The organism is Bacillus sp. FSL R9-9530 (assembly GCF_038008145.1).
Lineage (GTDB): Bacteria > Bacillota > Bacilli > Bacillales > Bacillaceae_G > Bacillus_A > Bacillus_A mycoides.
This window is the reverse complement of the sequence record NZ_JBBOYO010000001.1, coordinates 3,607,714-3,630,762: the sequence shown is the minus strand read 5'-3', so window position 1 is coordinate 3,630,762 and position 23,049 is coordinate 3,607,714. Positions and strand designations below refer to the sequence as shown.

The following is a 23,049-nucleotide window of genomic DNA, read 5'->3' as shown; positions in this document are numbered from 1 at the left end:
CGGCCGCCCTGGATGGGGAGAAATTAAAAGACGAGGTGTAAATAACGATGGCGAATGCATATAAGCAAGCAGGAGTAGATATTGAAGCTGGATATGAAGCGGTATCTCGCATGAAAAAACACGTACAAACAACAATGAGAAAAGAAGTGCTAGGCGGTTTAGGCGGTTTTGGAGGTATGTTTGATCTATCAAAATTTGCATTAGAAGAACCTGTATTAGTATCTGGAACAGATGGCGTGGGAACGAAATTGATGCTCGCTTTTATGGCAGATAAACATGACACAATTGGTATTGATGCAGTAGCAATGTGTGTAAATGATATTGTTGTCCAAGGAGCAGAGCCGCTTTTCTTCCTTGATTATATTGCTTGTGGTAAAGCTGAACCTAGTAAAATTGAAAACATCGTCAAAGGTATATCAGAGGGCTGTCGCCAAGCTGGTTGTGCATTAATTGGTGGAGAAACAGCTGAAATGCCAGGAATGTATTCTACGGAAGAATACGATTTAGCTGGTTTTACAGTTGGAATTGTTGATAAAAAGAAAATTGTAACAGGTGAAAAAATTGAAGCTGGTCACGTATTAATTGGCTTAGCATCTAGCGGTATTCATAGTAACGGTTATTCTTTAGTAAGAAAAGTGCTACTAGAAGATGGAGAACTATCTTTAGATCGTATTTACGGACGCTTAGAACTACCTCTTGGTGAAGAATTATTAAAACCAACGAAAATTTATGTCAAACCTATTTTAGAACTATTGAAGAAACATGAAGTATACGGTATGGCACATATTACAGGTGGTGGATTCATTGAAAATATTCCACGTATGTTGCCAGAAGGAATCGGTGCGGAAATTGAATTAGGATCTTGGCAAGTTCAACCGATTTTTAGTTTACTTCAAGAAGTTGGAAAACTAGAAGAGAAAGAAATGTTCAATATTTTTAACATGGGTATTGGTATGGTAGTAGCAGTAAAGGAAGAAGAGGCAAAAGATATTGTTCGTCTTCTTGAGGAACAAGGCGAGAAAGCTCATATTATTGGACACACTGTACAAGGGTCTGGTGTTACCTTTATTGAGGGAACAGAAGTATGAGTAGATTAGCAGTTTTTGCTTCTGGGAGCGGCTCTAACTTTCAATCTCTCATTAATGCGGTAGAAGACAAAATATTGGATGCAGATATTAGTTTATTAGTATGTGATAAACCAGAGGCACGCGCTATTGGACGGGCACACTATCACCATATTCCGTGTTTTTCCTTTTCAGCGAAAGCATATGAGTCAAAAGAAGCATTTGAAAAAGAGATATTAAAAAAGCTAGAAGAGTATGAAATTGATTATGTTATTTTAGCTGGATATATGCGTTTAATTGGAACGACTTTACTAGAAGCGTACGGCGGGAAAATTATTAATATTCATCCATCAATACTACCGAGTTTTCCAGGGAAAGATGCTGTCGGTCAAGCGTTAGAAGCAGGTGTGAAAGTAACTGGAGTAACAATTCATTATGTAGATGCAGGTATGGATACAGGTCCAATTATTGCGCAAGAAGCAGTAGTTGTTTCTGAAGGGGATACGAGAGAAAGCTTACAAAAGAAAATTCAACAAGTTGAACATAAATTATACGTAAATACAGTGAATCAAATTGTTCAGTCTGCGAAAGAAACAACTGTTAACTAACATACAACCAGGGGTGAAGGATAAATGAAAAAGCGTGCATTAGTAAGTGTTTCAGATAAAACAGGAGTAGTAGAATTTGTTAAAGGTTTACTAGAACAAGGGATTGAAGTTATTTCAACAGGTGGTACGAAAAAATTACTAGAAGAAAATGGTTTACAAGTAATTGGTATTTCTGAAGTAACTGGTTTCCCAGAAATTATGGATGGTCGTGTAAAAACATTACATCCAAATATTCATGGTGGTCTATTAGCAGTTCGTGATAATGAAATGCATATAGCGCAAATGAATGAATTAGGTATGGAGCCAATTGACTTTGTTGTTGTTAACTTATACCCATTTAAAGAAACAATCGCTAAGCCTGATGTAACATTTGCTGATGCAATTGAAAATATTGATATCGGTGGCCCAACAATGATTCGCTCTGCTGCGAAAAATCATAAATTTGTATCGGTAGTTGTAGATCCAGTAGATTATGATGTTGTATTAGCAGAACTGAAAGAGAACGGTGAAGTAACAGAGGAAACGAAACGTAAATTAGCAGCGAAAGTATTCCGTCATACAGCGGCATATGATGCGTTAATTTCTAACTACTTAACAAAGCAAATGGGCGAAGAAAGCCCAGAAACGTTAACGGTGACATTTGAGAAAAAACAAGATTTACGCTATGGAGAAAATCCGCATCAAAAAGCGACATTCTATAAAGCACCATTTGCTGCAACTTCTTCTGTTGCATATGCAGAACAATTACACGGTAAAGAATTATCTTATAACAATATTAACGATGCAGATGCAGCGCTTAGTATCGTAAAAGAATTTACAGAACCAGCAGTAGTAGCGGTAAAACATATGAATCCATGTGGTGTTGGAGTGGGTACGGATATTCATGAAGCATACACACGCGCTTATGAAGCAGATCCAGTATCAATCTTCGGAGGCATTATTGCAGCGAATCGTGAAATTGATAAAGCTACAGCAGAAAAGTTACACGAAATTTTCTTAGAAATTGTTATCGCACCTTCTTTCTCACAAGAAGCTTTAGAAGTATTGCAAAGTAAGAAAAATTTACGTTTACTAACTGTAAATATTGAAAAAGCAACAAGCGCAAGTAAAAAGCTAACTTCTGTACAAGGTGGACTTCTTGTTCAAGAGGAAGATACGTTATCATTAGATGAAAGTACAATTTCAATTCCAACGAAACGTGAACCATCAGAGCAAGAGTGGAAAGATTTAAAACTAGCTTGGAAAGTTGTAAAACATGTGAAATCAAATGCAATTGTTTTAGCGAATGATAACATGACAGTTGGTGTAGGTGCGGGACAGATGAACCGTGTAGGTTCTGCAAAAATCGCAATTACACAAGCTGGCGAAAAAGCACAAGGTAGCGCACTTGCATCTGATGCTTTCTTCCCAATGCCAGATACAGTAGAAGAAGCAGCAAAAGCTGGAATTACAGCAATCATCCAACCAGGCGGATCGATTCGTGATGAAGATTCTATTAAAATGGCAGATGCGTATGGGATTACTATGGTGTTCACTGGCGTACGTCATTTCAAACACTAATAGAGGATGTTAAAAAAGTCCGGTCAAGATAACTGTCCCATGTCGTCGTTGCAATGCCAGTGCGGTACTCATTTAGGAAAGCTACACTCCGTGTCCTCCTGGCAAATGCGCCTTGACCTGCTCGGTTCTCTTGATCCTCCTTTTTAAACTTTTATTGATATGAAAACAAACTAGGAGCATAGCTTCTAGTTTGTACTTATTTAATTATTGGGGGATGAAATATGAATGTTTTAGTAATCGGCCGTGGTGGACGTGAGCATGCTTTAGCTTGGAAATTTGCACAATCTGAAAAGGTAGAAAAAGTATATGTAGCGCCAGGTAATGAAGGTATGCGAGATGTTGCAACACCAGTTGATATTGATGAGAATGATTTTGATGCATTAGTCTTATTCGCAAAAGAAAACAATGTAGGCTTAACTTTCGTTGGACCAGAAATTCCACTTATGAATGGAATCGTTGATCGCTTTAAGGAAGAGGGACTTCGTGTATTTGGACCTAATAAAGCGGCTGCGGTTATTGAAGGTAGTAAAGCTTTTACAAAAGAATTGATGAAAAAGTATGATATTCCAACTGCGGCATATGAAACTTTTACAGACTATGAAGAGGCAGTAAAGTACATTCAGAAAGTTGGTGCACCGATCGTAATTAAGGCAGATGGGTTAGCTGCTGGTAAAGGTGTAACAGTAGCAATGACGCTTGAAGAGGCATTACAAGCTGTGAAAGAAATGCTACAAGATGTGAAATTCGGCGCAGCAAGCAAGAAGGTCGTTATTGAAGAGTTTTTAGATGGACAAGAATTTTCATTAATGGCATTTGTAAATGGAACAACTGTGCATCCAATGGTAATTGCTCAAGATCATAAACGAGCTTTTGATGCTGATAAAGGTCCTAATACAGGCGGAATGGGTGCATATTCCCCAGTACCACAAATTCCGGAATCAGCGGTTCAAGAAGCGATTCAAACAGTATTACATCCAACTGCTAAAGCGATGATTCAAGAAAATCGTTCGTTTACAGGAATTTTATATGCGGGGCTTATTTTAACGAATGATGGTCCAAAGGTAATTGAGTTCAATGCACGCTTTGGCGATCCTGAAACGGAAGTTGTATTACCACGCTTAGAAAATGATTTAGTTGATGTATGTAACGCTGTATTAGATGAAAGTGAATTAACGTTACAATGGTCAAAGGAAGCAGTTATTGGTGTTGTACTTGCTTCTAAAGGATATCCAGAAGCGTATAAAAAAGGTGGAATTATTAACGGATTAGATGCACTGCAAGATGTAATAGTTTTCCATGCGGGTACAGCGATGAAACATGGTGACTTTGTAACAAACGGTGGCCGTGTATTATTTGTTGCTTGCAAGGCGAATAGTTTACAAGAAGCGAAAGATAAAGTATATAAAGAAATCGGTAAAATTGAGAGTGATGGTTTATTTTACCGAAGTGATATAGGATATCGTGCAATTGGGCATGAGATGATGAAAAGCTAATGTATAAAAAATCCCGCTGATTTCTCAGCGGGATTTTTTATGCATCTTTATCTTTTTTTAATTTCCCTTTTTGCTTTGCCATTTCTCGAAGTAAATACTCGATGTGTGCATTGACGCTACGAAACTCATCATTCGCCCATTTTTCGATGACTGCGTGTAATTCAGGATCAATACGTAATGGAAAGCTTTTCTTTTTGGCCATAATCACTTACAACCTTTAGTATAGGCTTCCTGTATTAATAACTGGTTGCGCACCTTTATCTGAAACGATGGCAACTAATAAATTGTTCACCATATTTGCTTTACGCTCGTCATCGAGTTCCAGTACGCCTTCTTCATCTAACATATGGATTGAATCTTTCGCCATCTTCACAGCACCTTCAACAATCTCTTTTCTAGCAGCTAATACTGCTTTTGCTTGTTGACGCTGGAGCATTGCATGGGCAATTTCTGTTGCGTAAGCTAAATGTGTTAAACGAGTTTCTAATACTTCTACGCCAGCGATTTCAAGTCGTGCTTCTAACTCACGCTTTAATTCTTCAGAGATCTCTTCAGTATTTCCTCGTAACGTGATGCAAGTTTCATCTTGGAAATTATCATAAGGATATTTTGTAGCAACGTGGCGGATTGCTGTTTCACTTTGAATTTCTACGAATCGATCGTAATGCTCAACACCAAACATTGCTTTTGCGGAATCAACAACTTTATATACGATAACGGCTGCAATTTCAATTGGATTGCCCTCAACATCGTTTACTTTTAATTTCTTACTGTTAAAGTTTTCAACACGTAAAGATACAGTTTGACGAAAAGCGAATGGAATTGTTAAAAATAAACCATTTTGACGAATTGTTCCTAAATAACTACCGAAGAACGTAATAACTTTCGCTTGATTCGGTTGAACGATACCGATACCTGTAGCTAAAACAGATGCTAATATGAGAGCTAAAATAGCTATTACAAACATTTCTTGTACAAGGCAAAATACACCGATAGCGGCTAAAACTAAAATTCCAATAACGCCGAGAAATCCATTAACATAAAATACTTGTTTTTCTTTCATATGATCGCCTCCTTGATATAAAAATGATATCACTTTTATATCATTACATGCAAGAGGGTTACACCTAATTTTCTGAATTTTATTGTTTGATATCTTTTATGTACGTTTTAAGGGTAAAAACAAGAATGTACGTTCTGTTTCGTGGTAAAATAAAGAAGACTTAGCTGCCCACTGCAGCAGCTAAGTCCCTTTGAGAGCATCTTGCATCGTGACAAATGATTCAAAGCGGTTTTGCCAGGATTAATTCTTCAATCGCTGACTCAATCTCTTTGTCAGAAGTGTCATAACTTCCATCTGACTTTGCCTTTGGCTTGTCATGACTGGAAGCTGAATTAACTTCTTCTTTATTATGTCCTTTTTCAGTGAAATTCATGCTAGGCATTTTAAATGCGCTCATATTCATATATTTTCCAAACTTACAGGCTTCAACAATAGGGCAGAAACGAACGATCCCCTCCGCAATTTTCATGGCACCAATCCATAGCAAAACTTTAGACCAAGTGCACCAAGGTTTACGTACGAGTTTAGCTGTACTACAACCGAAGAGGATGAGTCCGAGTGTAATTCGAATTAGAGCACTAATTGTGCCGATGTTTTGCTTCATTAGAAAAACACTCCTTTTTAATTAACTTCGAAATAGAAAATACTATTTCATTTGTTAGTATTCCGTATAAGTTTTTTGATATGTAATCCAACATTTGACGTTGAAAAAGATGTTGGATTGGGCGTGTGTGTAGGTAGTTTTTTTTGTTATAATGAAAGAATGCGTAAAAGGAAGTTCAAAAAGTCCGGTAAAGATAGCTGTCGCATTTCATCGTTGCATACGCCAGTCTGGTAAAGATATAGCAAGGAATGTAAAAAATCTTGATAAAAATTAACTGTTATTTTGAACAGAAATTATATAACTAGAGAAAAGAAAGGGTGTTTTCATGTACGATATTTCCAAATGGAAACATGTATTTAAGCTTGATCCAAATAAGGAGTTAAGTGACGAACATTTAGAAATGATTTGTGAATCTGGAACGGATGCTGTTATTGTAGGCGGAAGTGACGGTATAACAATTGATAACGTATTACACATGCTAGTTAGCATTCGTAGATATGCAGTGCCTTGTGTGTTAGAGGTTTCTGATGTGGAGGCAATTACACCAGGATTTGATTTTTATTACATCCCAAGTGTTTTAAATAGCCGAAAAGTAGAATGGGTAACAGGTGTTCATCATGAGGCATTGAAAGAATTTGGGGATATTATGGACTGGGACGAAATTTACATGGAAGGGTATTGTGTTTTAAACCCAGAAGCGAAAGTAGCCCAGCTTACAGATGCAAAATGTGATTTAACAGAAGATGATGTTATTGCATATGCGCGTTTAGCAGACAAGCTATTACATTTACCTATATTCTATTTAGAATATAGCGGGACGTATGGAGACATTGAGCTTGTTAAAAATGTAAAAGCAGAATTGAAACAAGCTAAGCTATATTATGGCGGTGGTATTTCTAATGCAGAACAAGCGAAAGAAATGGCACAGTATGCTGATACAGTAGTTGTTGGAAATATTATTTATGATGATATAAAATCGGCATTAAAAACAGTTAAAGCAGTAAAAGGAGAGTAGGTGCAGGCACATATGAGTACGACAGATAAGTTATTAAATGGTTTAAATCCGCAGCAACAAAAAGCAGTACAAACAACAAATGGAGCACTTCTATTAATGGCAGGCGCAGGTAGTGGGAAAACACGTGTGTTAACACACCGTATTGCATATTTACTTGGTGAAAAAGGTGTGGCGCCATGGAATGTACTAGCAATTACCTTTACAAATAAAGCTGCTCGTGAAATGCGTGAGCGTATTGATAAACTTGTTGGACCAGAAGCAGAAGATATTTGGATTTCTACGTTCCACTCTATGTGCGTACGTATTTTACGACGTGATATTGACCGCATTGGTATTAATCGTAACTTTACAATCTTAGATTCAGGTGATCAGTTAACTGTAGTAAAAAAAATTATGAAGGAGCGCAATATTGACCCGAAGAAGTTTGAGCCGCGCTCTATTTTAGCGGGTATTAGCAATGCGAAAAATGAACTGTTATCTGCAGATAAATATGCAAAAAAAATTACAACCGCTGATCCATATGAAAAATTAACGAGCGATGTATATACAGAATATCAAAAACGTCTTTTGAAAAATAACTCATTAGACTTTGATGATTTAATTATGACGACGATTCAGCTATTTGAACGTGTTCCAGAAGTACTAGAGTTTTATCAGCGTAAATTCCAATATATTCACGTTGATGAGTATCAAGATACGAACAAAGCTCAGTACCTTCTTGTTAAACATTTGGCATCACGTTTTAAAAATCTTTGTGTTGTTGGTGATTCGGATCAGTCTATTTACCGCTGGCGCGGGGCTGACATTTCTAACATTTTGTCATTCGAAAAAGACTATGAGAATGCACAAGTTATTCTGTTAGAACAAAACTATCGTTCATCACAAAATATTTTAAATGCAGCTAATGCTGTAATTGAAAAAAATTCAAACCGTAAACCGAAGAAATTATGGACAGAAAATCAAATTGGAAGCAAAATCTCGTATTATCGTGCTGCAACCGAAAAGGACGAAGCGTATTTTGTTGCGAAAAAAATTCGTGACGATATTCAAATGGGGAACCGAAAATATACTGATTTTGCAGTGTTATATCGTACAAATGCCCAGTCTCGTATGATTGAGGAGATTTTCCTAAAATCTAATATCCCTTACAAAATTGTCGGCGGTACTAAGTTCTATGATCGTAAAGAGATTAAAGACATTTTGGCGTACTTACGTTTAATTGGGAATCCAGATGATGAGATTAGTTTTGCACGTATTATTAACATGCCAAAGCGCGGGATTGGTGCGACTTCTATCGATAAAATTATTAATTATGGTGTGCAAAACGGAATCTCATTAACTGCTGTATTTGATGAGATTGAGCATGTTGGTGTAAGTGCAAAAATAACAAAAGCAGTAAAAGAATTCGCAAGTTTATTACACAACTGGGTAAATATGCAAGAGTATTTATCTGTTACAGAATTAGTAGAAGAAGTTATTGAGAAGACAGGCTATCGCGATATGTTGAAAAATGAGCGTTCTTTAGAAGCAGAAGGTCGTTTAGAAAACTTAGACGAGTTTTTATCTGTTACACAAACATTTGAATCCCAAAGCGAAGATAAGAGCCTTGTTGCATTCTTAACAGACTTAGCTCTTGTTGCGGATATTGATCGTGTAGATGAAGATCCAACTGCTGGTGAAGAAGTTATTTTAATGACGATGCACTCTGCAAAAGGATTAGAGTTCCCAGTTGTCTTTATTGTTGGCTTAGAGGAAGGGATATTCCCGCATACTCGTTCTCTTATGGAAGAGGATGAAATGCAAGAAGAGCGTCGTCTTGCCTATGTAGGTATTACTCGTGCAGAAGAAGAGCTATACTTATCCAATGCTCAAATGCGTACTTTATTTGGTAGAACAAGTATGAATGCAGCATCTCGATTTATTACAGAAATTCCGGCAGAATTAGTAGAACCATTAAACGAAACAGCACCGAAGCGTGAAACTTCGTTTGGTGCAAAAGGAAGAACGACAAGCGCAACTACAACACGTTCTCGTTCAGCTTTCGCGCGTCCGGCTGTTAAGACGACAGGTGGCGAGCAAATTGGCTGGGGAATAGGCGATAAAGCTGCTCACCAGAAGTGGGGAGTCGGTACAGTTGTAAGTGTAAAGGGTGAAGGAGATTCAAAAGAATTAGATATTGCGTTCCCAAGCCCAATTGGTATTAAACGTTTATTAGCAAAATTTGCACCTGTGACGAAACAATAGGAAAGGACTGAGGATATGTCAAAAGAGATAGCCAAAAAACGTATAGAAGAATTGCGTGATTTGTTAAATACATTTAACTATCAATATCACGTATTAGACAATCCTTCTGTTTCTGATGCGGAATATGACCGTGATATGCAGGAGCTTATAAAATTAGAAGCAGAGAACCCAGAGTTTATGAGTGAAGACTCTCCCTCCATTCGCGTTGGGGGGACTGTTCTTGATATATTTGAAAAGGTAACGCATAAATCACCAATGTTAAGTTTAGGAAACGCGTTTAATGAAGGAGATTTGCGTGATTTTGATCGAAGAGTACATCAGGGAATTGATGATGCGAATGTAAGATATATATGCGAATTAAAAATTGACGGACTTGCTGTTTCACTTCATTATGAAAAAGGACGCTTCATTCAAGGAGCAACACGTGGTGATGGTATAACGGGTGAAGATATTACCCAAAACTTAAAAACGATTAAAGCTATCCCGCTGCGTTTAAATGAAGAAGTAACGTTAGAAGCACGAGGCGAGGCTTATATGCCGAAGCGTTCATTCGTTAAATTGAATGAAGAGAAAGAACAAAATGGTGAGGATGTATTTGCGAATCCACGTAATGCGGCAGCAGGATCGATACGCCAACTTGATCCGAAAATTGCAGCGAAGCGTAACTTATCTATGTTTGTGTATGGTCTTGCTAATGTAGAAGAAAAAACAATTCCATCCCACAGTGAATCACTGGATTTCTTAGGTGAGCTTGGATTTAAGACGAATCCAAATCGTCGTACATGTGAAACAATTGAAGACGTAATAGCCTATGTAGAAGAGTGGCAAGAAAAACGCCCGCATCTTGATTATGAGATTGACGGAATCGTTATAAAAGTAGACGATGTTGCTATTCAAGAAAGCTTAGGAACTACAGCAAAGAGTCCAAGATGGGCAATAGCTTATAAATTCCCAGCTGAAGAAGTTGTGACGAGATTAACAGGGATTGAATTAAGTGTCGGCCGCACAGGAGTTGTAACACCAACTGCAGAGCTCGAGCCAGTTAGAGTGGCTGGTACTATCGTTCGTCGTGCTTCTTTACATAACGAAGATTTAATTCGTGAAAAGGATATTCGAATTGGTGACTACGTTGTTGTGAAAAAGGCTGGAGATATCATTCCTGAAGTTGTGAACGTTATCTTTGATAAGCGTACTGGTGAGGAAGAAGAATATCATATGCCAACGCATTGTCCAGCATGTGAGAGTGAACTTGTTCGTTTAGAAGAAGAAGTAGCACTTCGATGTATAAATCCGACTTGCCCAGCTCAAATTCGTGAAGGATTAATCCATTTCGTTTCAAGAAATGCAATGAATATTGATGGACTTGGAGAACGTGTAATTACACAACTCTTTGATGCGGATTATATTCGTACGTTTGCTGATTTATATTCATTGACGAAAGAGCAATTATTAGAACTAGAACGTTTCGGTGAAAAATCAGCAACAAATTTAGTCCAAGCAATTGAGAATTCTAAGGAAAACTCATTAGAGCGATTATTATTCGGTCTTGGTATTCGTCATGTCGGTGCGAAAGCGGCACGTACATTTGCTGAGCATTTCGAAACGATGGATGAGCTTGTGAAAGCGACGGAAGAAGAATTAAAAACAATTAATGAGATTGGTGAAAAAATGGCTCAATCCGTTGTAACGTATTTCGATAATGAAGACGTATTAGAGCTATTACAACAATTTAAAGAGTATGGCGTGAACATGGCATACAAAGGTATAAAAATTGCTGATTTACAAAATGTTGAATCGTACTTCGCAGGAAAAACTGTCGTCTTAACAGGGAAATTAGAAGTTATGGGCCGCAGTGAAGCGAAGAAGAAAATTGAGGCATTAGGTGGAAAAGTAACAGGAAGTGTTAGTAAAAGTACGGATTTACTTGTTGCTGGTGAAGCTGCAGGCTCGAAATTAGCGCAAGCAGAGAAGCACAATGTTGAAGTTTGGAATGAAGAGAGGTTCTTACAAGAGCTGAATAAGTAAGAGGTGCAAACTTACGATGAAAAAAATAGCGTTAGCAGTATTAAGTCTTAGCCTACTTGTAAGTGGGTGTAGCATTGGTTCTAATAAAGATGAAAAAACAGTTGAGAAATCGGGGAAAGCGAAAGAGCAAGCTGTTATCCCGAAATACTCGATTTCGGATGAATATTATAAGACAACAGTTCCATTTAATGCAGGATCTGCACGTGGTTTAGTTGTGCAAGGTTTAAATAGTCGTCTAGATGTAGATGAATTTGAAACAGGATTAATGCGTATTGCCAAAGAATCATTTAGCACGAAAGATTATTTCTTTAAAGGCGGAGACGTTTTAGATACTCAAAGTGTTCAAATGCTTGTAAAAAGAAAGCGTACAGACACTGAACAAAAAGAGCTAGAGGACAAGTTGAAAAAAGATGCAGTTAAATTTCCGAATGTAGGGTTGAATCCAGCCTTAAGTGAAGGATCAGAATCGCTAGAAGTAAAGAATAAAAAAAGTCCAATGTATATCTCAAATATTTTAGAGCATGATTATTATGTAAGAAAAGGTGAGAACGATGTTGAACGTGGTGGCATTGTAGTTGGATTAGCGATGAATTCTGTTCAATATTATGAGGAAGAGCATGGTTATCCGCGTGAGGCTGCAATTCCAGATGTAAAAATGTTAGCTGAAGGGAAAAGGATGGCCCAAGAAATCTTGAAAGTAATGCAGCAAAAAAAACCTGAAATAAAAAATATTCCGGTTACATTTGCGATTTATCGTCAAGGTCCAAAGTCTTCGCTTGTACCAGGGAATTTTGTTTCTTATGCTAAGGTAGAAAAAGGTAGTGAAACGGTTGAGGATTGGAAACCAATCAATGAGAAATATTATTTGTTCCCGTCAGAACAGGCAAAAGCGGATAATAAACGTGAAGACCTTGCAAGGGTGTCAAACTTTAAAGCGAAGTTAAGTGAGTATTTCCAAGGCGATTATACAGCTGTTATCGGTACTGGAATGTATAGAGATGATGAATTAAGAGAAATGAAGCTCGATATTCCTGTCCAATTCAATGGGAAAGCTGAAGTAATTGGTTTTACACAATATGTAGCTGGACTTGTTATGGAATACTTCCCGAATTATATGAAAGTACAAGTAACAATTAAATCTGTAGAACGTCCAGAAGCAATTATTATACGTGAAGCGAAGCAAGATGAACCATTTGTGAAAATTTTAGATTAAAGATGAGAGCTGTTCCATAAAGGAACAGCTTTTTTTCTTGAAAAATTTTGTTATAATTTTAAATGTTACAAATAAAGGGGTAAGGGGCAAAGTCATGGAAGAACTAAGCTTTCAAGTCATTATTTTATTAATTGCATTCGGGTTTTTAGCTGCTTTTATTGATTCAGTTGTTGGAGGAGGAGGGTTAATTTCGCTTCCTGCACTTATGTTTGTTGGTTTATCACCAGCTTCGGCAATCGCAACGAATAAATTAGCTGCAACGATGGGGACGCTTACGAGCACAATTTATTTTATTCGATCAGGTAAGGTGAATTTTCGGATTGTAGGAAAGTTAATCCCGTTAACTATTATTGGAGCGGTCGCAGGGGCTTTAGTAGTAAAGTTTATTCCGCCTGATATTTTGCGTCCACTAGTGCTCGTAATGTTGGTTTTTATTGCCATTTATATTATTGCGAAAAAAGATTGGGGAAGTGCATCTACCTATAAAAAGATGACAAAAGGAAAAACATTAATGTTTTTCTTTGTTATTTTAATGATAGGATTTTATGATGGATTTTTTGGACCAGGGACAGGATCCTTTTTAATTTTTGCATTTTTATTAATTGGTTTGGATTTTATTCAAGCGGCAGCATCTGGAAAACTTTTGAACTTCGTTAGTAATATCGTATCTTTAATTACTTTTTTATTTTTAGATGTGATTCATTTTGAATACGGTATAATTATGGGCTTATCAATGATTTTAGGTGCTTATTTTGGATCGAAGTTTGCGGTTCAAAAAGGTGTTGGATATGTAAGGACTTTATTTTTATTAGTTACTATTTTATTAATCGGGAAAAATGTTTTGGAATATACTCATATTTTGTAGATTCATACGTATGTATGAATCTCTTTTTTTTATTATATTTTAAAAATTTATTAATTTTTAAAATATAAGTCTAGGAATATTTGAATAAATCTAAATTATCGTGTAGAATAATGTTGTAAAATGTAAACGTTTTTCTAAGGGGAGGCTAAAAAGATGGTAGTAGCATACAAACATGAGCCATTTACAGATTTTTCAGTAGAGGCTAACAAATTAGCGTTTGAAGAGGGTTTAAAGAAAGTAGAATCTTATCTTGGACAAGACTATCCATTAATTATCGGGGGAGAAAAAATCACTACAGAAGACAAAATTGTTTCTGTAAACCCTGCAAATAAAGAGGAACTTGTTGGTCGTGTTTCAAAAGCAAGCCGTGAATTAGCTGAAAAAGCAATGCAAGTAGCGGATGCAACATTCCAAACTTGGAGAAAGTCAAAACCAGAAATGCGTGCAGATATTTTATTCCGTGCTGCAGCAATCGTTCGTCGTAGAAAACATGAGTTCTCTGCTATTCTTGTAAAAGAAGCAGGTAAACCATGGAATGAGGCAGATGCTGATACAGCAGAAGCAATCGATTTTATGGAATATTATGCTCGTCAAATGTTGAAATTAAAAGACGGTATTCCAGTAGAAAGCCGTCCAATTGAATATAATCGTTTCTCTTACATTCCATTAGGAGTAGGTGTTATCATTTCTCCTTGGAATTTCCCATTCGCAATTATGGCAGGTATGACAACAGCTGCTGTAGTTTCTGGTAACACAGTATTACTAAAACCAGCTAGTACAACTCCTGTAGTAGCAGCGAAATTTATGGAAGTATTAGAAGAAGCTGGTTTACCAGCTGGCGTAGTAAACTTCGTTCCAGGTAATGGTTCTGAAGTTGGTGACTATTTAGTAGATCACCCTCGTACACGTTTCGTTAGCTTCACTGGATCTCGCGATGTAGGTATTCGTATTTACGAACGTGCAGCAAAAGTAAACCCAGGACAAATTTGGTTAAAACGTGTTATCGCTGAAATGGGCGGTAAAGATACAATCGTTGTTGATAAAGAGGCAGATCTTGAATTAGCAGCTAAATCTATCGTTGCATCAGCATTCGGATTCTCAGGACAAAAATGTTCTGCATGTTCTCGTGCAGTAATCCATGAAGATGTATACGATCATGTATTAAATCGTGCTGTTGAATTAACAAAAGAATTAACAGTAGGTAACCCAGATGCAAAAGATATCAACATGGGACCTGTTAATGACCAAGCTGCATTCGATAAAGTAATGAGCTATGTTGCAATTGGTAAAGAAGAAGGTAAAATCGTATCAGGTGGCGAAGGAGACGATTCTAAAGGCTGGTTCATCCAACCAACAATCGTTGCTGACGTTGCAGAAGATGCTCGCTTAATGAAAGAAGAAATCTTCGGACCAGTAGTAGCATTCTGTAAAGCAAAAGACTTTGATCATGCACTTGCAATTGCAAACAATACAGAATACGGTTTAACAGGAGCAGTTGTTACTAACAACCGTGACCATATTGAAAAAGCACGTGAAGACTTCCACGTTGGTAACTTATACTTCAACCGTGGATGTACTGGTGCAATCGTAGGTTACCAACCATTCGGTGGCTTTAACATGTCTGGTACAGACTCTAAAGCTGGTGGCCCTGACTACTTAGCACTTCACATGCAAGCAAAAACTACTTCTGAAACTTTATAAGAAATAGTAGAAAAGATCTTCACAGACTGTGAAGATCTTTTCTTTTTGAGAAACTCCCTATAGCAGAAGTAATCGATTTTATAGAAGCTATTTAATTTCAATCAAGAAAAGGTTGCCAAATATTACTATTTGTTCTTTTGAATTAGTTAAAACCTATTAATATCGGGATAAACATGAAAATAGAAACAAAACAGCGAGAAAAATTGACTTATTAGTCATATTTTTTAGTATTCATTTTGAGGATTTCCTGTATAATACAATTTGAAAGAAAATCTATGGTTAGACAAGAGAACACTCCTTTCGGCTTTGCTAACTGAAAGGAGTGTTTTTTTTAGGTCGCTAAAAACTCTTCTGTACTCATTATATTTGCGTATACTCCATTTAAACTCGCCAAAATTGTATTATGAATATAAACAGCTGGTATAGTAGCATTCTTAAATGAAAGATCTTTTGTAGCACAAGCATCGTGTATTACGGTACAGTGAAGGCCAAAATCAAAAGCAGCTCTTACTGTAGCATCAATACACATATGGGTCATCATCCCGCATATTACGACGTGCTCAATTCCTGAACGTTGTAATTGTTCTAGAAGATCAGTTTCTCGGAAGCTATTTGGATAATGTTTAAGGATAACGGCTTCCTCTCTAAGTGGACGGACATTTTCGTGAATATGGACACCTTCTGTATTGGGTAGAAAAAAAGTAGCGCTATCTTTTATAGCTACATGTTGGATATGAAAAATAGGTTCGTTTCTTATTCTAAAATGTTGTAGTAGCTGACTAGCATATTCACTTGCTTCTACTGGATTACGTAATTCCATCATTCCGCTTGGAAAATAATCATTTTGAATGTCGACGAGCAAAAGAGCTGTTTTCATATATCTATCTTCCTCCGATTTCATATTCAAATAATGTTATTCAATGAGTAGAGAAGATTCTCCTTTTTAAAAGTATGAGTGAGAAGGATTTTACATAACTTTAAAAATCACTATTGTATTGTTACTTCTTATTTTAAAATTAAAATAGAGAAATAATTAATATTTTTCCGAAAAATGTATTGACTCTCATTATTCTGAGTTCTATAATAAGGCTTAATTAAACGACAATTAAATCGATACACTCTTATCCAGAGAGGTGGAGGGACTGGCCCTACGATACCTCAGCAACGGGTTTTTTAATACCGTGCTAACTCCAGCAAGCCTATAAAGGCTTGGAAGATGAGAAGATGTGAATGAGTACATATAAAAGTGCTCTCCTTCTTATCTTTTATTACTGATAAGAAGGAGAGCACTTTTTATTTTACCTCGAAAGCTCTACTTCAAGTTTTACAGCATATAGGAGGGAAGAAAATGATTTCTTTTAACAATGTAAGTAAAGTATATGAATCAGGTGGGCAATCTGTTCATGCGGTTGAGGATGTAACGCTGTCAGTTGAAAAGGGCGAAATTTTTGGCATTATCGGATTTAGTGGTGCTGGAAAGAGTACGCTATTACGTTTAGTAAATATGTTAGAAAGACCAACTGCAGGAACAATTTCAATAGATGATAAAGATATTACATCATTATCGGCGAAAGAATTACGGACACTAAGACAAAGAATTGGGATGATTTTCCAAAGTTTCAATCTATTTAATTCAAGAACGGTGTTTGGGAACATTGCTTATCCATTAAGGTTAGCGAAATTGCCGAAGAATGAGATAAAAGAAAGAGTGAATGAACTACTAAAATTTGTTGGTTTAGAAGATAAAGCGAACTATTATCCAGAACAGTTATCAGGTGGGCAAAAGCAGCGTGTTGGGATTGCAAGAGCACTTGCGACATCACCCGATATTCTCATATGTGATGAGGCAACATCAGCTTTAGATCCGGAAACAACAACAGAAATCTTAAATTTATTAAAGAAAGTAAATAGAGAGTACAATTTAACGATTCTACTTATTACACATGAAATGCACGTTGTGAAAGAAATTTGTCACCGTGTAGCCGTTATGGAAAAAGGAAAAGTAATTGAAGAAGGAAAACTGTTTGACGTTTTCACACAACCAAAAACAAAGACAACTCAAAATTTTGTACGCTCTGTTATTAATGATCACTTACCAGAAAGTGTTCTAGCGAAAATTCAAAACGGAGGTCAGATTTATCGCCTGACTTTTACTGGGGAAGAGACAGGGCAGCCTGTACTATCATATATTGCGAAAAACTATAACGTCGATGTAAATGTTCTTTATGGAAATATTATTGAACTCCAAAATGTGCTATTTGGAAATCTTCTTGTAGAACTACAAGGTGAACAGAAAGAAATTCAAAAAGCATTACAACATCTAAGACTGCAAGTGCAGCTGAAGGAGGTAGAAGCTCATGCGAGTTGATTGGAGTATATTTTGGCCTCGCATATTAGATGCGACGGGGGATACCCTCTTAATGGTAATTGTAACCCTTATATTCGCTACAATTCTCGGTATACCTCTAGGTTTACTATTGTATGTGACGAGAAAAGGAAATTTTTTAGAAAATAAATGGGTCTTTTCTATTCTTAATATCATAATTAATACAATTCGTCCGGTTCCATTCATTATCTTTTTAGTAGCTTTAAGCCCACTAACAAGAAGTGTTATTGGAACGACGATTGGAACGGCTGCAGCAATCTTCCCAATGACGTTAGTTGCATCAATTGGTATTGCTAGAATGGTTGAAACCAATCTTGTTTCTGTTCCGAAAGGAGTAATTGAAGCAGCACAAGCAATGGGCGCTTCACCACTTAGAATTGTTTTTGAAATCCTCGTACCAGAAGCTTTAGCACCATTGATCCTAGGTGTCACGTTTATGACGGTCGGTTTAATTGAATTTTCTGCAGTCGCAGGACTTGTCGGTGGTGGGGGTCTTGGTGACTTAGCAATGACATATGGTTATCAACGCTTTGATACGTCAGTTATGTTTGTAACGGTCGTTTTACTTATTATTCTTGTACAGGTGGCTCAAAATTTAGGGAACTACTTTGCGAAAGTCTTTTTACGCAGATCATAAAAAGGAAGAGGGGAAAAGAAAATGAAGAAAATTTTAGCATTTGCATTATCAGCGATCGTAGGAATTACAGCATTAAGCGGCTGCTCAGGTGGAGACACAGGTGCAGGAGCGAAAGAGAAAGTAGTTCGCGTAGGTGTAACTGGAACAGATGGAGACGTTTGGGAAATTTTAAAGAAAAAAGCTGAAAAAGAAGGGATTAAAATTAAACTGGTTGAGTTCTCTGATTACACAACACCCAACAAAGCGTTAGCTGATGGAGATATTGAACTAAACTCATTCCAGCACATTGCTTTCTTAGAGCAATTTAAAAAGGAGCATAAGTTAGATATTACAGCTGTTGGTACAACGCAAATTGCACCGATGGGCTTATACTCTGAAAAATATAAGAAAGCAAATGAAATCCCAGATGGTTCGGAAATTGCTATTCCGAATGATCCAACGAACCAAGCACGTGCATTAAAACTTCTTGATGCAGCTGGATTATTAAAGCTTAAGAAAGATTTTGGTCTATTTGGGGATCCAAGCGGTATCGCTGAAAATCCGAAGAAGCTAAAAGTTACACCGGTTATCGCACAGCAAACACCTCGTGTGTTAAAAGATGTAGCGGCTTCAGTTATTAATAACGGTGTTGCTGGTCAAGCTGGATTAGACCCAGCGAAGGATCCAATTTTCTTAGAAGATCCAAATAATGAAAATGCAAAGGCCTATATTAATATTTTCGCAGCTCGTACGAAAGATAAAAATGATCCAACACTGAAAAAAGTAATTGAGTTATACCATTCAAAAGAAGTAACAGATGCAATTAAGAAAGAAACAAATGATGGTTCAATTTCAGTAGATCTTTCACTTGATGAGCTTGAAAAAATCGTAAAATAATTATTGAGTTTAACGACTAACAGTAGGAACCCCTCCGCTGTTAGCTCGTTCAACATATAATCTACTTAACAAACAAAACCCTAATTCTGTACCTTCTAATTTTGTATAACATAGAATCCAATGTTTGTTAAGTAGAGTGATGGACCAGGAGTTTTCCTGGTCTTTTTTTAATTAAAGTAGCTGGCTAATAATAAGGAAATCCAAATTATGATTGGGTAAGAGATTAAACTAAAAATGAGTGTACTTGCTAATTTTTTTTTAGGGATTAATAGTGTCTTTGATGAAAATAAGAAAAGAGAAAATAGGATAATGATAGATGCCGAGATTACTCCTGGATTATAAGAACGATAAATGAAATACAAGATAATATGCTGAACGGCGTTAAAGAAGATACAGCCCTGTATAAAAATGATCAAATAAATAGAAGATATGATGCTTAATTGATATAGAATGACTATGAGTAAGACGAAGGTTGTTAATATGGAAATTGCAATGAAAAATTGTTTGTTAGTTATAAAATGGATCGAAAATCGATTAGCGATATATTGTGGCATTTGGAAAGCTTCTTCAAGGTTATGAAAAAAGAATAGAAGGGGGATTAGCCAGATTGTATTAGTGGTGAAATGTCTTGTTGAAGATGTTTTTATCAACTTATATCAGCTCCAATAAAGGGATAGAAAGCCTATAAGAAAAGGCTTTCTACAAGGGTATAGTTATTCAATTATGATGCTTTTTAAATTACTCTCAGGTTGCGGTTGTTCTTCAGCATAGGAGGAGAGCTCCTCTTGCAAAATATTTAGTGCGTGCTTAGCTGATTGCTGAATCGGATTCGGTAGCTCTTCTAATATACGCATACCGATTTTTATTTTTGTACGAATTACCTTTCTTAGTAATTCATCATGCATGTACTACACCTCCAAACCGAATGTTTAGTACATCATCTTCAAACTTAGCTCCTTGAATAGAAAGGTGTGTTAATGTTTTTGGTAAGGTGATATTTCGCTTCATAGAGCCGGCTCGAATAATAAGTTCATCACCTTTTTGATTTAATGAAAGTTCACTTTTGTTTGAGAAGGGAATGGACAGAACGAAAATATACTCATCGCCATCTTTTTTTACATATTGTGTGCGGCCATTAAATTTCACTTCAGTAGGAGAAGGGTCTGATTTAAATAAAGCATTTCCTACACGCTCTAACATAGGTAAACCAACAACTTCTTGTTCAAACATGGGAGCTTCGTAAATAGGAAGTGGCTGAAAACTATCTTTAATTAACGCCTTATATTTCTTTTGTGTATCTTTCCATGCCTGAAAGTAAGGGTCGGTAACAGTGTTAGGGATGACGCGGTTAATCATAATGGCATCAACGTTATAATCGTATAAGTTTAAATACGTAAAGCTGCGCTGAGCTTCTTTAATGACCATTTTTTCAGGATTTACAACGATGCGGATACTTGTTACCTCTCGGTTTGATAAAATATCTCTCATTTCTCCGAGCTGTTCAAGCGTATTCGTTAATTCGTCCATAATATCATCAGTTGGAAGGGGGACACCAAGAAGTGGTTGAGCTACAGGACGAACAACTTTTAAAATCTTCCTTTTAATAGGAAAGAGTTTTTCCATCCACCAGCCGAGCATGTCTGGAAAGCTAAGCATTGCTAAAGTTTCTCCAGTCGGTGCGCAATCAATAATGATGACGTCGTAAGTGTTGTGTTTATAGTAATCGAGTACTCGAAGTAAGCTAATTAAATCTTCCATACCAGGGAACATCGTTAATTCTTCTGTTGTAATATCATCAGCTGCTTTTGAAGTGAAGAGTAGTGTAATGTATTTCTGCAATTTCCCCCAGCCTTTTTCCATTTCATAAATAGTGTTAATTTCTTGTGCCCACAAGTTTTCACGAATTTCTAGTGGCTCAGAAGATAGTTTTATGCCAAATGAATCCCCTAAACTATGAGCAGGATCTGTACTCATTACTAATGTTTTTAATCCTTGTTTTGCACTTTGGATTGCTGTTGCTGCTGAAATGCTAGTTTTTCCTACGCCGCCTTTACCTGTATACAGAATAATTCTCATCATTAATATCCCCTTTGTTTCGAATGTCGAATATTACGAGTGTCGAAATATTTAATTGAATAAAAACCCAACTAGGGTCTTATCCCGCATTAACGGGCAGTAAGACTCCCGCCCAAAAATTCGACTGGAGCAAACAAATTAGGTGGGAGGTCAACTGTCCGTAAATGCCCGATTGGTTCAACTAATAATCAGTGAGGGATGAGAAAAACCCCCACTGATTAAAGTTTCACTTTATTCAATCGGAATGTTTTTCATTTTAGGTGTAGAAATCTTTTCTTCTGTTTTTTGCTGTGACGTAGCAATGTGATTCATGATCTTTTGGAATATTTGTAGTAAGAATGCTTTTTCTTCTTCTGACAATGCATCTGTCACTAGGCTAAAGTAATGGGCCGCATTTTGTTTTACTTCTTGAACGAGCATTATGCCGTTTTCTGTTAAACGAATTAATACAATGCGTCGATCGCTTTCATTCCGGTAGCGTTCAATATATCCCTTTTTTACAAGGCGATTTACAACGCCCGTTGTTGTACTCATCGGTATATCAAGAAGATCAGCAATTTTTGTCATTGTAATATCCGTATTTCGCTCCATCCAAAGTAAACAAAATACTTCTGTCTTGGAAAGTGTTAAATCAAGGCTTACCCATTCTTCTGGATAGAAAAGTTTCTTGGCGTTATCTAGCAGTAAGTCTAAAAAATGTTCATATTGTAACAATTATTTCCACTCCCGTATATTTCGAGGTTCGTAATATTTGTTTTTATTTTATGTGGAATTGAAATAAATGTCAATGTTTTTAACTGTTTTTTCAGATTTGAAAGAAAATTATCTTCAAAATAGAAATTTTTTGTGATAGATTAATAAATAGAAAAATGATTTTACATAAAAACCCATTGTGATAAATATATTTATCTATAATAGGTGTACAGCTAACGAGGGGGAGAACGATGAGAAGACGAAATACGCAAGCGTTCACGTTTTTAGCATGGACTTCATTTGTTTGTGCGCTTTCAGGAATGCTAATTGGGATTTATACGCTAGATGAAACGCTTAGTGTAAAAGGATACTATTTAATTGGAACATTATTTTTAACGATGTCTTGTTTTGTATTACAAAAAACAATTCGTGATAATGAAGAAGATAACGAGAGATTTCCGAAAAATAAATCGTTAGATAAAGAGTAAATTGTAAAGAAAGGCATTTGCCTTTCTTTTTTTATGTAAAAATACCGTAAGTGCCGTGTGTTGACTTGCTTGAAGTACTGGAAATTTGGTATCATCAATAGTATTGTAGATTGAACGATATATTATGGAGGTGGCCTAGCCGTGTCAAGAATTTCCGTTGAGAATGTAAAGCACGTAGCACATTTAGCACGTCTTGCAATTACTGATCAAGAAGCAGAAAAATTTCAAAAACAACTAGATGCAATTGTTACATTTGCAGAACAGTTAAATGAATTAGATACAACTGATGTAAAACCAACAACTCATGTATTAACTATGAAAAATGTTATGCGTGAAGATGTGCCAGAAAAAGGTTTACCAGTAGAAGAAGTATTAAAAAATGCACCGGATCACAAAGATAATCAAATCCGTGTTCCAGCAGTATTAGAATAGAGGAGG

The 23,049-nt window shown here is 36.5% G+C and carries 23 protein-coding genes and 1 riboswitch; of the genes, 15 read left to right on the top strand and 8 right to left on the bottom strand.

What is annotated here, in order from left to right; translation table 11 throughout:
- The first annotated feature begins 47 nt into the window (after positions 1–47).
- The 4 genes from purM (at position 48) to purD (ending at position 4,725) form a co-directional block, all read left to right on the top strand.
- Positions 48–1,088 carry a phosphoribosylformylglycinamidine cyclo-ligase gene (gene purM / locus MKX66_RS18145; RefSeq protein WP_002010019.1) on the top strand — a complete coding sequence of 347 codons (1,041 nt, stop codon included), beginning with the start codon at positions 48–50 and terminating at the stop codon, positions 1,086–1,088.
- On the top strand, positions 1,085–1,672 hold the full coding sequence (gene purN / locus MKX66_RS18140) for a phosphoribosylglycinamide formyltransferase (RefSeq protein ID WP_326996988.1): 588 nt from the start codon (positions 1,085–1,087) through the stop codon (positions 1,670–1,672). The genes purM and purN overlap by 4 nt, the downstream gene beginning before the upstream one ends.
- A 24-nt stretch (positions 1,673–1,696) precedes the next feature.
- Entirely contained in the window at positions 1,697–3,232 is a 1,536-nt protein-coding gene (gene purH, locus MKX66_RS18135) for a bifunctional phosphoribosylaminoimidazolecarboxamide formyltransferase/IMP cyclohydrolase (protein ID WP_341086873.1), read from the top strand.
- Between the two features lie 221 nt (positions 3,233–3,453).
- Positions 3,454–4,725, top strand: a complete 1,272-nt coding sequence (purD, locus tag MKX66_RS18130) for a phosphoribosylamine--glycine ligase (protein WP_341086871.1) — start codon at positions 3,454–3,456, stop codon at positions 4,723–4,725.
- 37 nt (positions 4,726–4,762) lie between these two features.
- On the opposite strand, the gene MKX66_RS18125 is transcribed toward purD, so the two are convergent.
- The 3 genes from MKX66_RS18125 to MKX66_RS18115 form a co-directional block, all read right to left on the bottom strand.
- Complete coding sequence (locus tag MKX66_RS18125) at positions 4,763–4,927, bottom strand: toxin-antitoxin system HicB family antitoxin (RefSeq protein ID WP_001085171.1); 165 nt, start codon at positions 4,925–4,927, stop codon at positions 4,763–4,765.
- Between the two features lie 15 nt (positions 4,928–4,942).
- The gene (locus MKX66_RS18120; protein WP_002063557.1) at positions 4,943–5,788 is read right to left on the bottom strand and encodes an SPFH domain-containing protein; all 846 of its coding nucleotides are present in this window, start codon (positions 5,786–5,788) and stop codon (positions 4,943–4,945) included.
- A gap of 220 nt (positions 5,789–6,008) precedes the next feature.
- A complete protein-coding gene (locus tag MKX66_RS18115; protein WP_002167052.1) occupies positions 6,009–6,392 on the bottom strand; it encodes a YgaP family membrane protein in 384 nt (127 codons plus the stop codon).
- 325 nt (positions 6,393–6,717) lie between these two features.
- On the opposite strand from MKX66_RS18115, the gene MKX66_RS18110 reads away from it, so the two are divergent.
- From MKX66_RS18110 to pruA, 6 genes are all read left to right on the top strand, one after another.
- Positions 6,718–7,407 carry a heptaprenylglyceryl phosphate synthase gene (locus MKX66_RS18110; RefSeq protein WP_002029470.1) on the top strand — a complete coding sequence of 230 codons (690 nt, stop codon included), beginning with the start codon at positions 6,718–6,720 and terminating at the stop codon, positions 7,405–7,407.
- A 12-nt stretch (positions 7,408–7,419) separates the two neighbouring features.
- Positions 7,420–9,651, top strand: a complete 2,232-nt coding sequence (pcrA, locus tag MKX66_RS18105) for a DNA helicase PcrA (protein ID WP_060748969.1) — start codon at positions 7,420–7,422, stop codon at positions 9,649–9,651.
- Positions 9,652–9,666: 15 nt separating this feature from the next.
- Positions 9,667–11,676, top strand: coding sequence for an NAD-dependent DNA ligase LigA (ligA, locus tag MKX66_RS18100; protein ID WP_002010032.1), 2,010 nt, complete (start codon positions 9,667–9,669; stop codon positions 11,674–11,676).
- A gap of 16 nt (positions 11,677–11,692) precedes the next feature.
- On the top strand, positions 11,693–12,889 hold the full coding sequence (locus MKX66_RS18095; RefSeq protein WP_341086868.1) for a CamS family sex pheromone protein: 1,197 nt from the start codon (positions 11,693–11,695) through the stop codon (positions 12,887–12,889).
- 94 nt (positions 12,890–12,983) lie between these two features.
- Positions 12,984–13,754, top strand: a complete 771-nt coding sequence (locus tag MKX66_RS18090; protein WP_002029466.1) for a TSUP family transporter — start codon at positions 12,984–12,986, stop codon at positions 13,752–13,754.
- Positions 13,755–13,907: 153 nt separating this feature from the next.
- Positions 13,908–15,455, top strand: a complete 1,548-nt coding sequence (pruA, locus tag MKX66_RS18085) for an L-glutamate gamma-semialdehyde dehydrogenase (protein WP_002124887.1) — start codon at positions 13,908–13,910, stop codon at positions 15,453–15,455.
- A gap of 331 nt (positions 15,456–15,786) precedes the next feature.
- On the opposite strand, the gene MKX66_RS18080 is transcribed toward pruA, so the two are convergent.
- A complete protein-coding gene (locus tag MKX66_RS18080; RefSeq protein WP_088293299.1) occupies positions 15,787–16,332 on the bottom strand; it encodes a cysteine hydrolase family protein in 546 nt (181 codons plus the stop codon).
- A gap of 241 nt (positions 16,333–16,573) precedes the next feature.
- A riboswitch (SAM riboswitch) is annotated at positions 16,574–16,678 on the top strand.
- 125 nt (positions 16,679–16,803) lie between these two features.
- On the opposite strand from MKX66_RS18080, the gene MKX66_RS18075 reads away from it, so the two are divergent.
- From MKX66_RS18075 to MKX66_RS18065, 3 genes are read left to right on the top strand one after another with little or no spacing between them, the layout of a single operon-like run.
- On the top strand, positions 16,804–17,823 hold the full coding sequence (locus MKX66_RS18075; RefSeq protein ID WP_002010037.1) for a methionine ABC transporter ATP-binding protein: 1,020 nt from the start codon (positions 16,804–16,806) through the stop codon (positions 17,821–17,823).
- Positions 17,813–18,478 (top strand): methionine ABC transporter permease, encoded by a 666-nt coding sequence (locus tag MKX66_RS18070; RefSeq protein ID WP_002091343.1) that lies wholly within the window; start codon positions 17,813–17,815, stop codon positions 18,476–18,478. Before MKX66_RS18075 ends, MKX66_RS18070 begins: the two co-directional genes overlap by 11 nt.
- A gap of 21 nt (positions 18,479–18,499) precedes the next feature.
- Positions 18,500–19,354: a MetQ/NlpA family ABC transporter substrate-binding protein gene (locus tag MKX66_RS18065; protein WP_002029488.1), complete on the top strand. Its 855-nt coding sequence runs from the start codon at positions 18,500–18,502 to the stop codon at positions 19,352–19,354.
- Positions 19,355–19,521: 167 nt separating this feature from the next.
- Here the strand turns inward: MKX66_RS18065 and MKX66_RS18060 are convergent, their stop codons facing one another.
- The 4 genes from MKX66_RS18060 to MKX66_RS18045 all read right to left on the bottom strand — a co-directional run bounded on the left by MKX66_RS18060 (position 19,522) and on the right by MKX66_RS18045 (position 22,144).
- Positions 19,522–20,004, bottom strand: coding sequence for an HXXEE domain-containing protein (locus MKX66_RS18060; protein WP_326996980.1), 483 nt, complete (start codon positions 20,002–20,004; stop codon positions 19,522–19,524).
- 63 nt (positions 20,005–20,067) lie between these two features.
- On the bottom strand, positions 20,068–20,259 hold the full coding sequence (locus MKX66_RS18055) for a DUF3926 domain-containing protein (RefSeq protein ID WP_002091335.1): 192 nt from the start codon (positions 20,257–20,259) through the stop codon (positions 20,068–20,070).
- Positions 20,252–21,433, bottom strand: coding sequence for an ArsA family ATPase (locus MKX66_RS18050; RefSeq protein WP_215590601.1), 1,182 nt, complete (start codon positions 21,431–21,433; stop codon positions 20,252–20,254). The genes MKX66_RS18055 and MKX66_RS18050 overlap by 8 nt, the downstream gene beginning before the upstream one ends.
- Positions 21,434–21,661: 228 nt before the next feature.
- Complete coding sequence (locus tag MKX66_RS18045; RefSeq protein ID WP_012260234.1) at positions 21,662–22,144, bottom strand: MarR family winged helix-turn-helix transcriptional regulator; 483 nt, start codon at positions 22,142–22,144, stop codon at positions 21,662–21,664.
- Positions 22,145–22,374: 230 nt separating this feature from the next.
- Here MKX66_RS18045 and MKX66_RS18040 point away from each other — a divergent pair, with 230 nt between their 5' ends.
- Positions 22,375–22,611, top strand: a complete 237-nt coding sequence (locus tag MKX66_RS18040; protein ID WP_002029490.1) for a YiaA/YiaB family inner membrane protein — start codon at positions 22,375–22,377, stop codon at positions 22,609–22,611.
- A 141-nt stretch (positions 22,612–22,752) separates the two neighbouring features.
- Positions 22,753–23,043, top strand: a complete 291-nt coding sequence (gene gatC / locus MKX66_RS18035) for an Asp-tRNA(Asn)/Glu-tRNA(Gln) amidotransferase subunit GatC (RefSeq protein ID WP_000086999.1) — start codon at positions 22,753–22,755, stop codon at positions 23,041–23,043.
- The last annotated feature ends 6 nt before the right edge of the window (positions 23,044–23,049 follow it).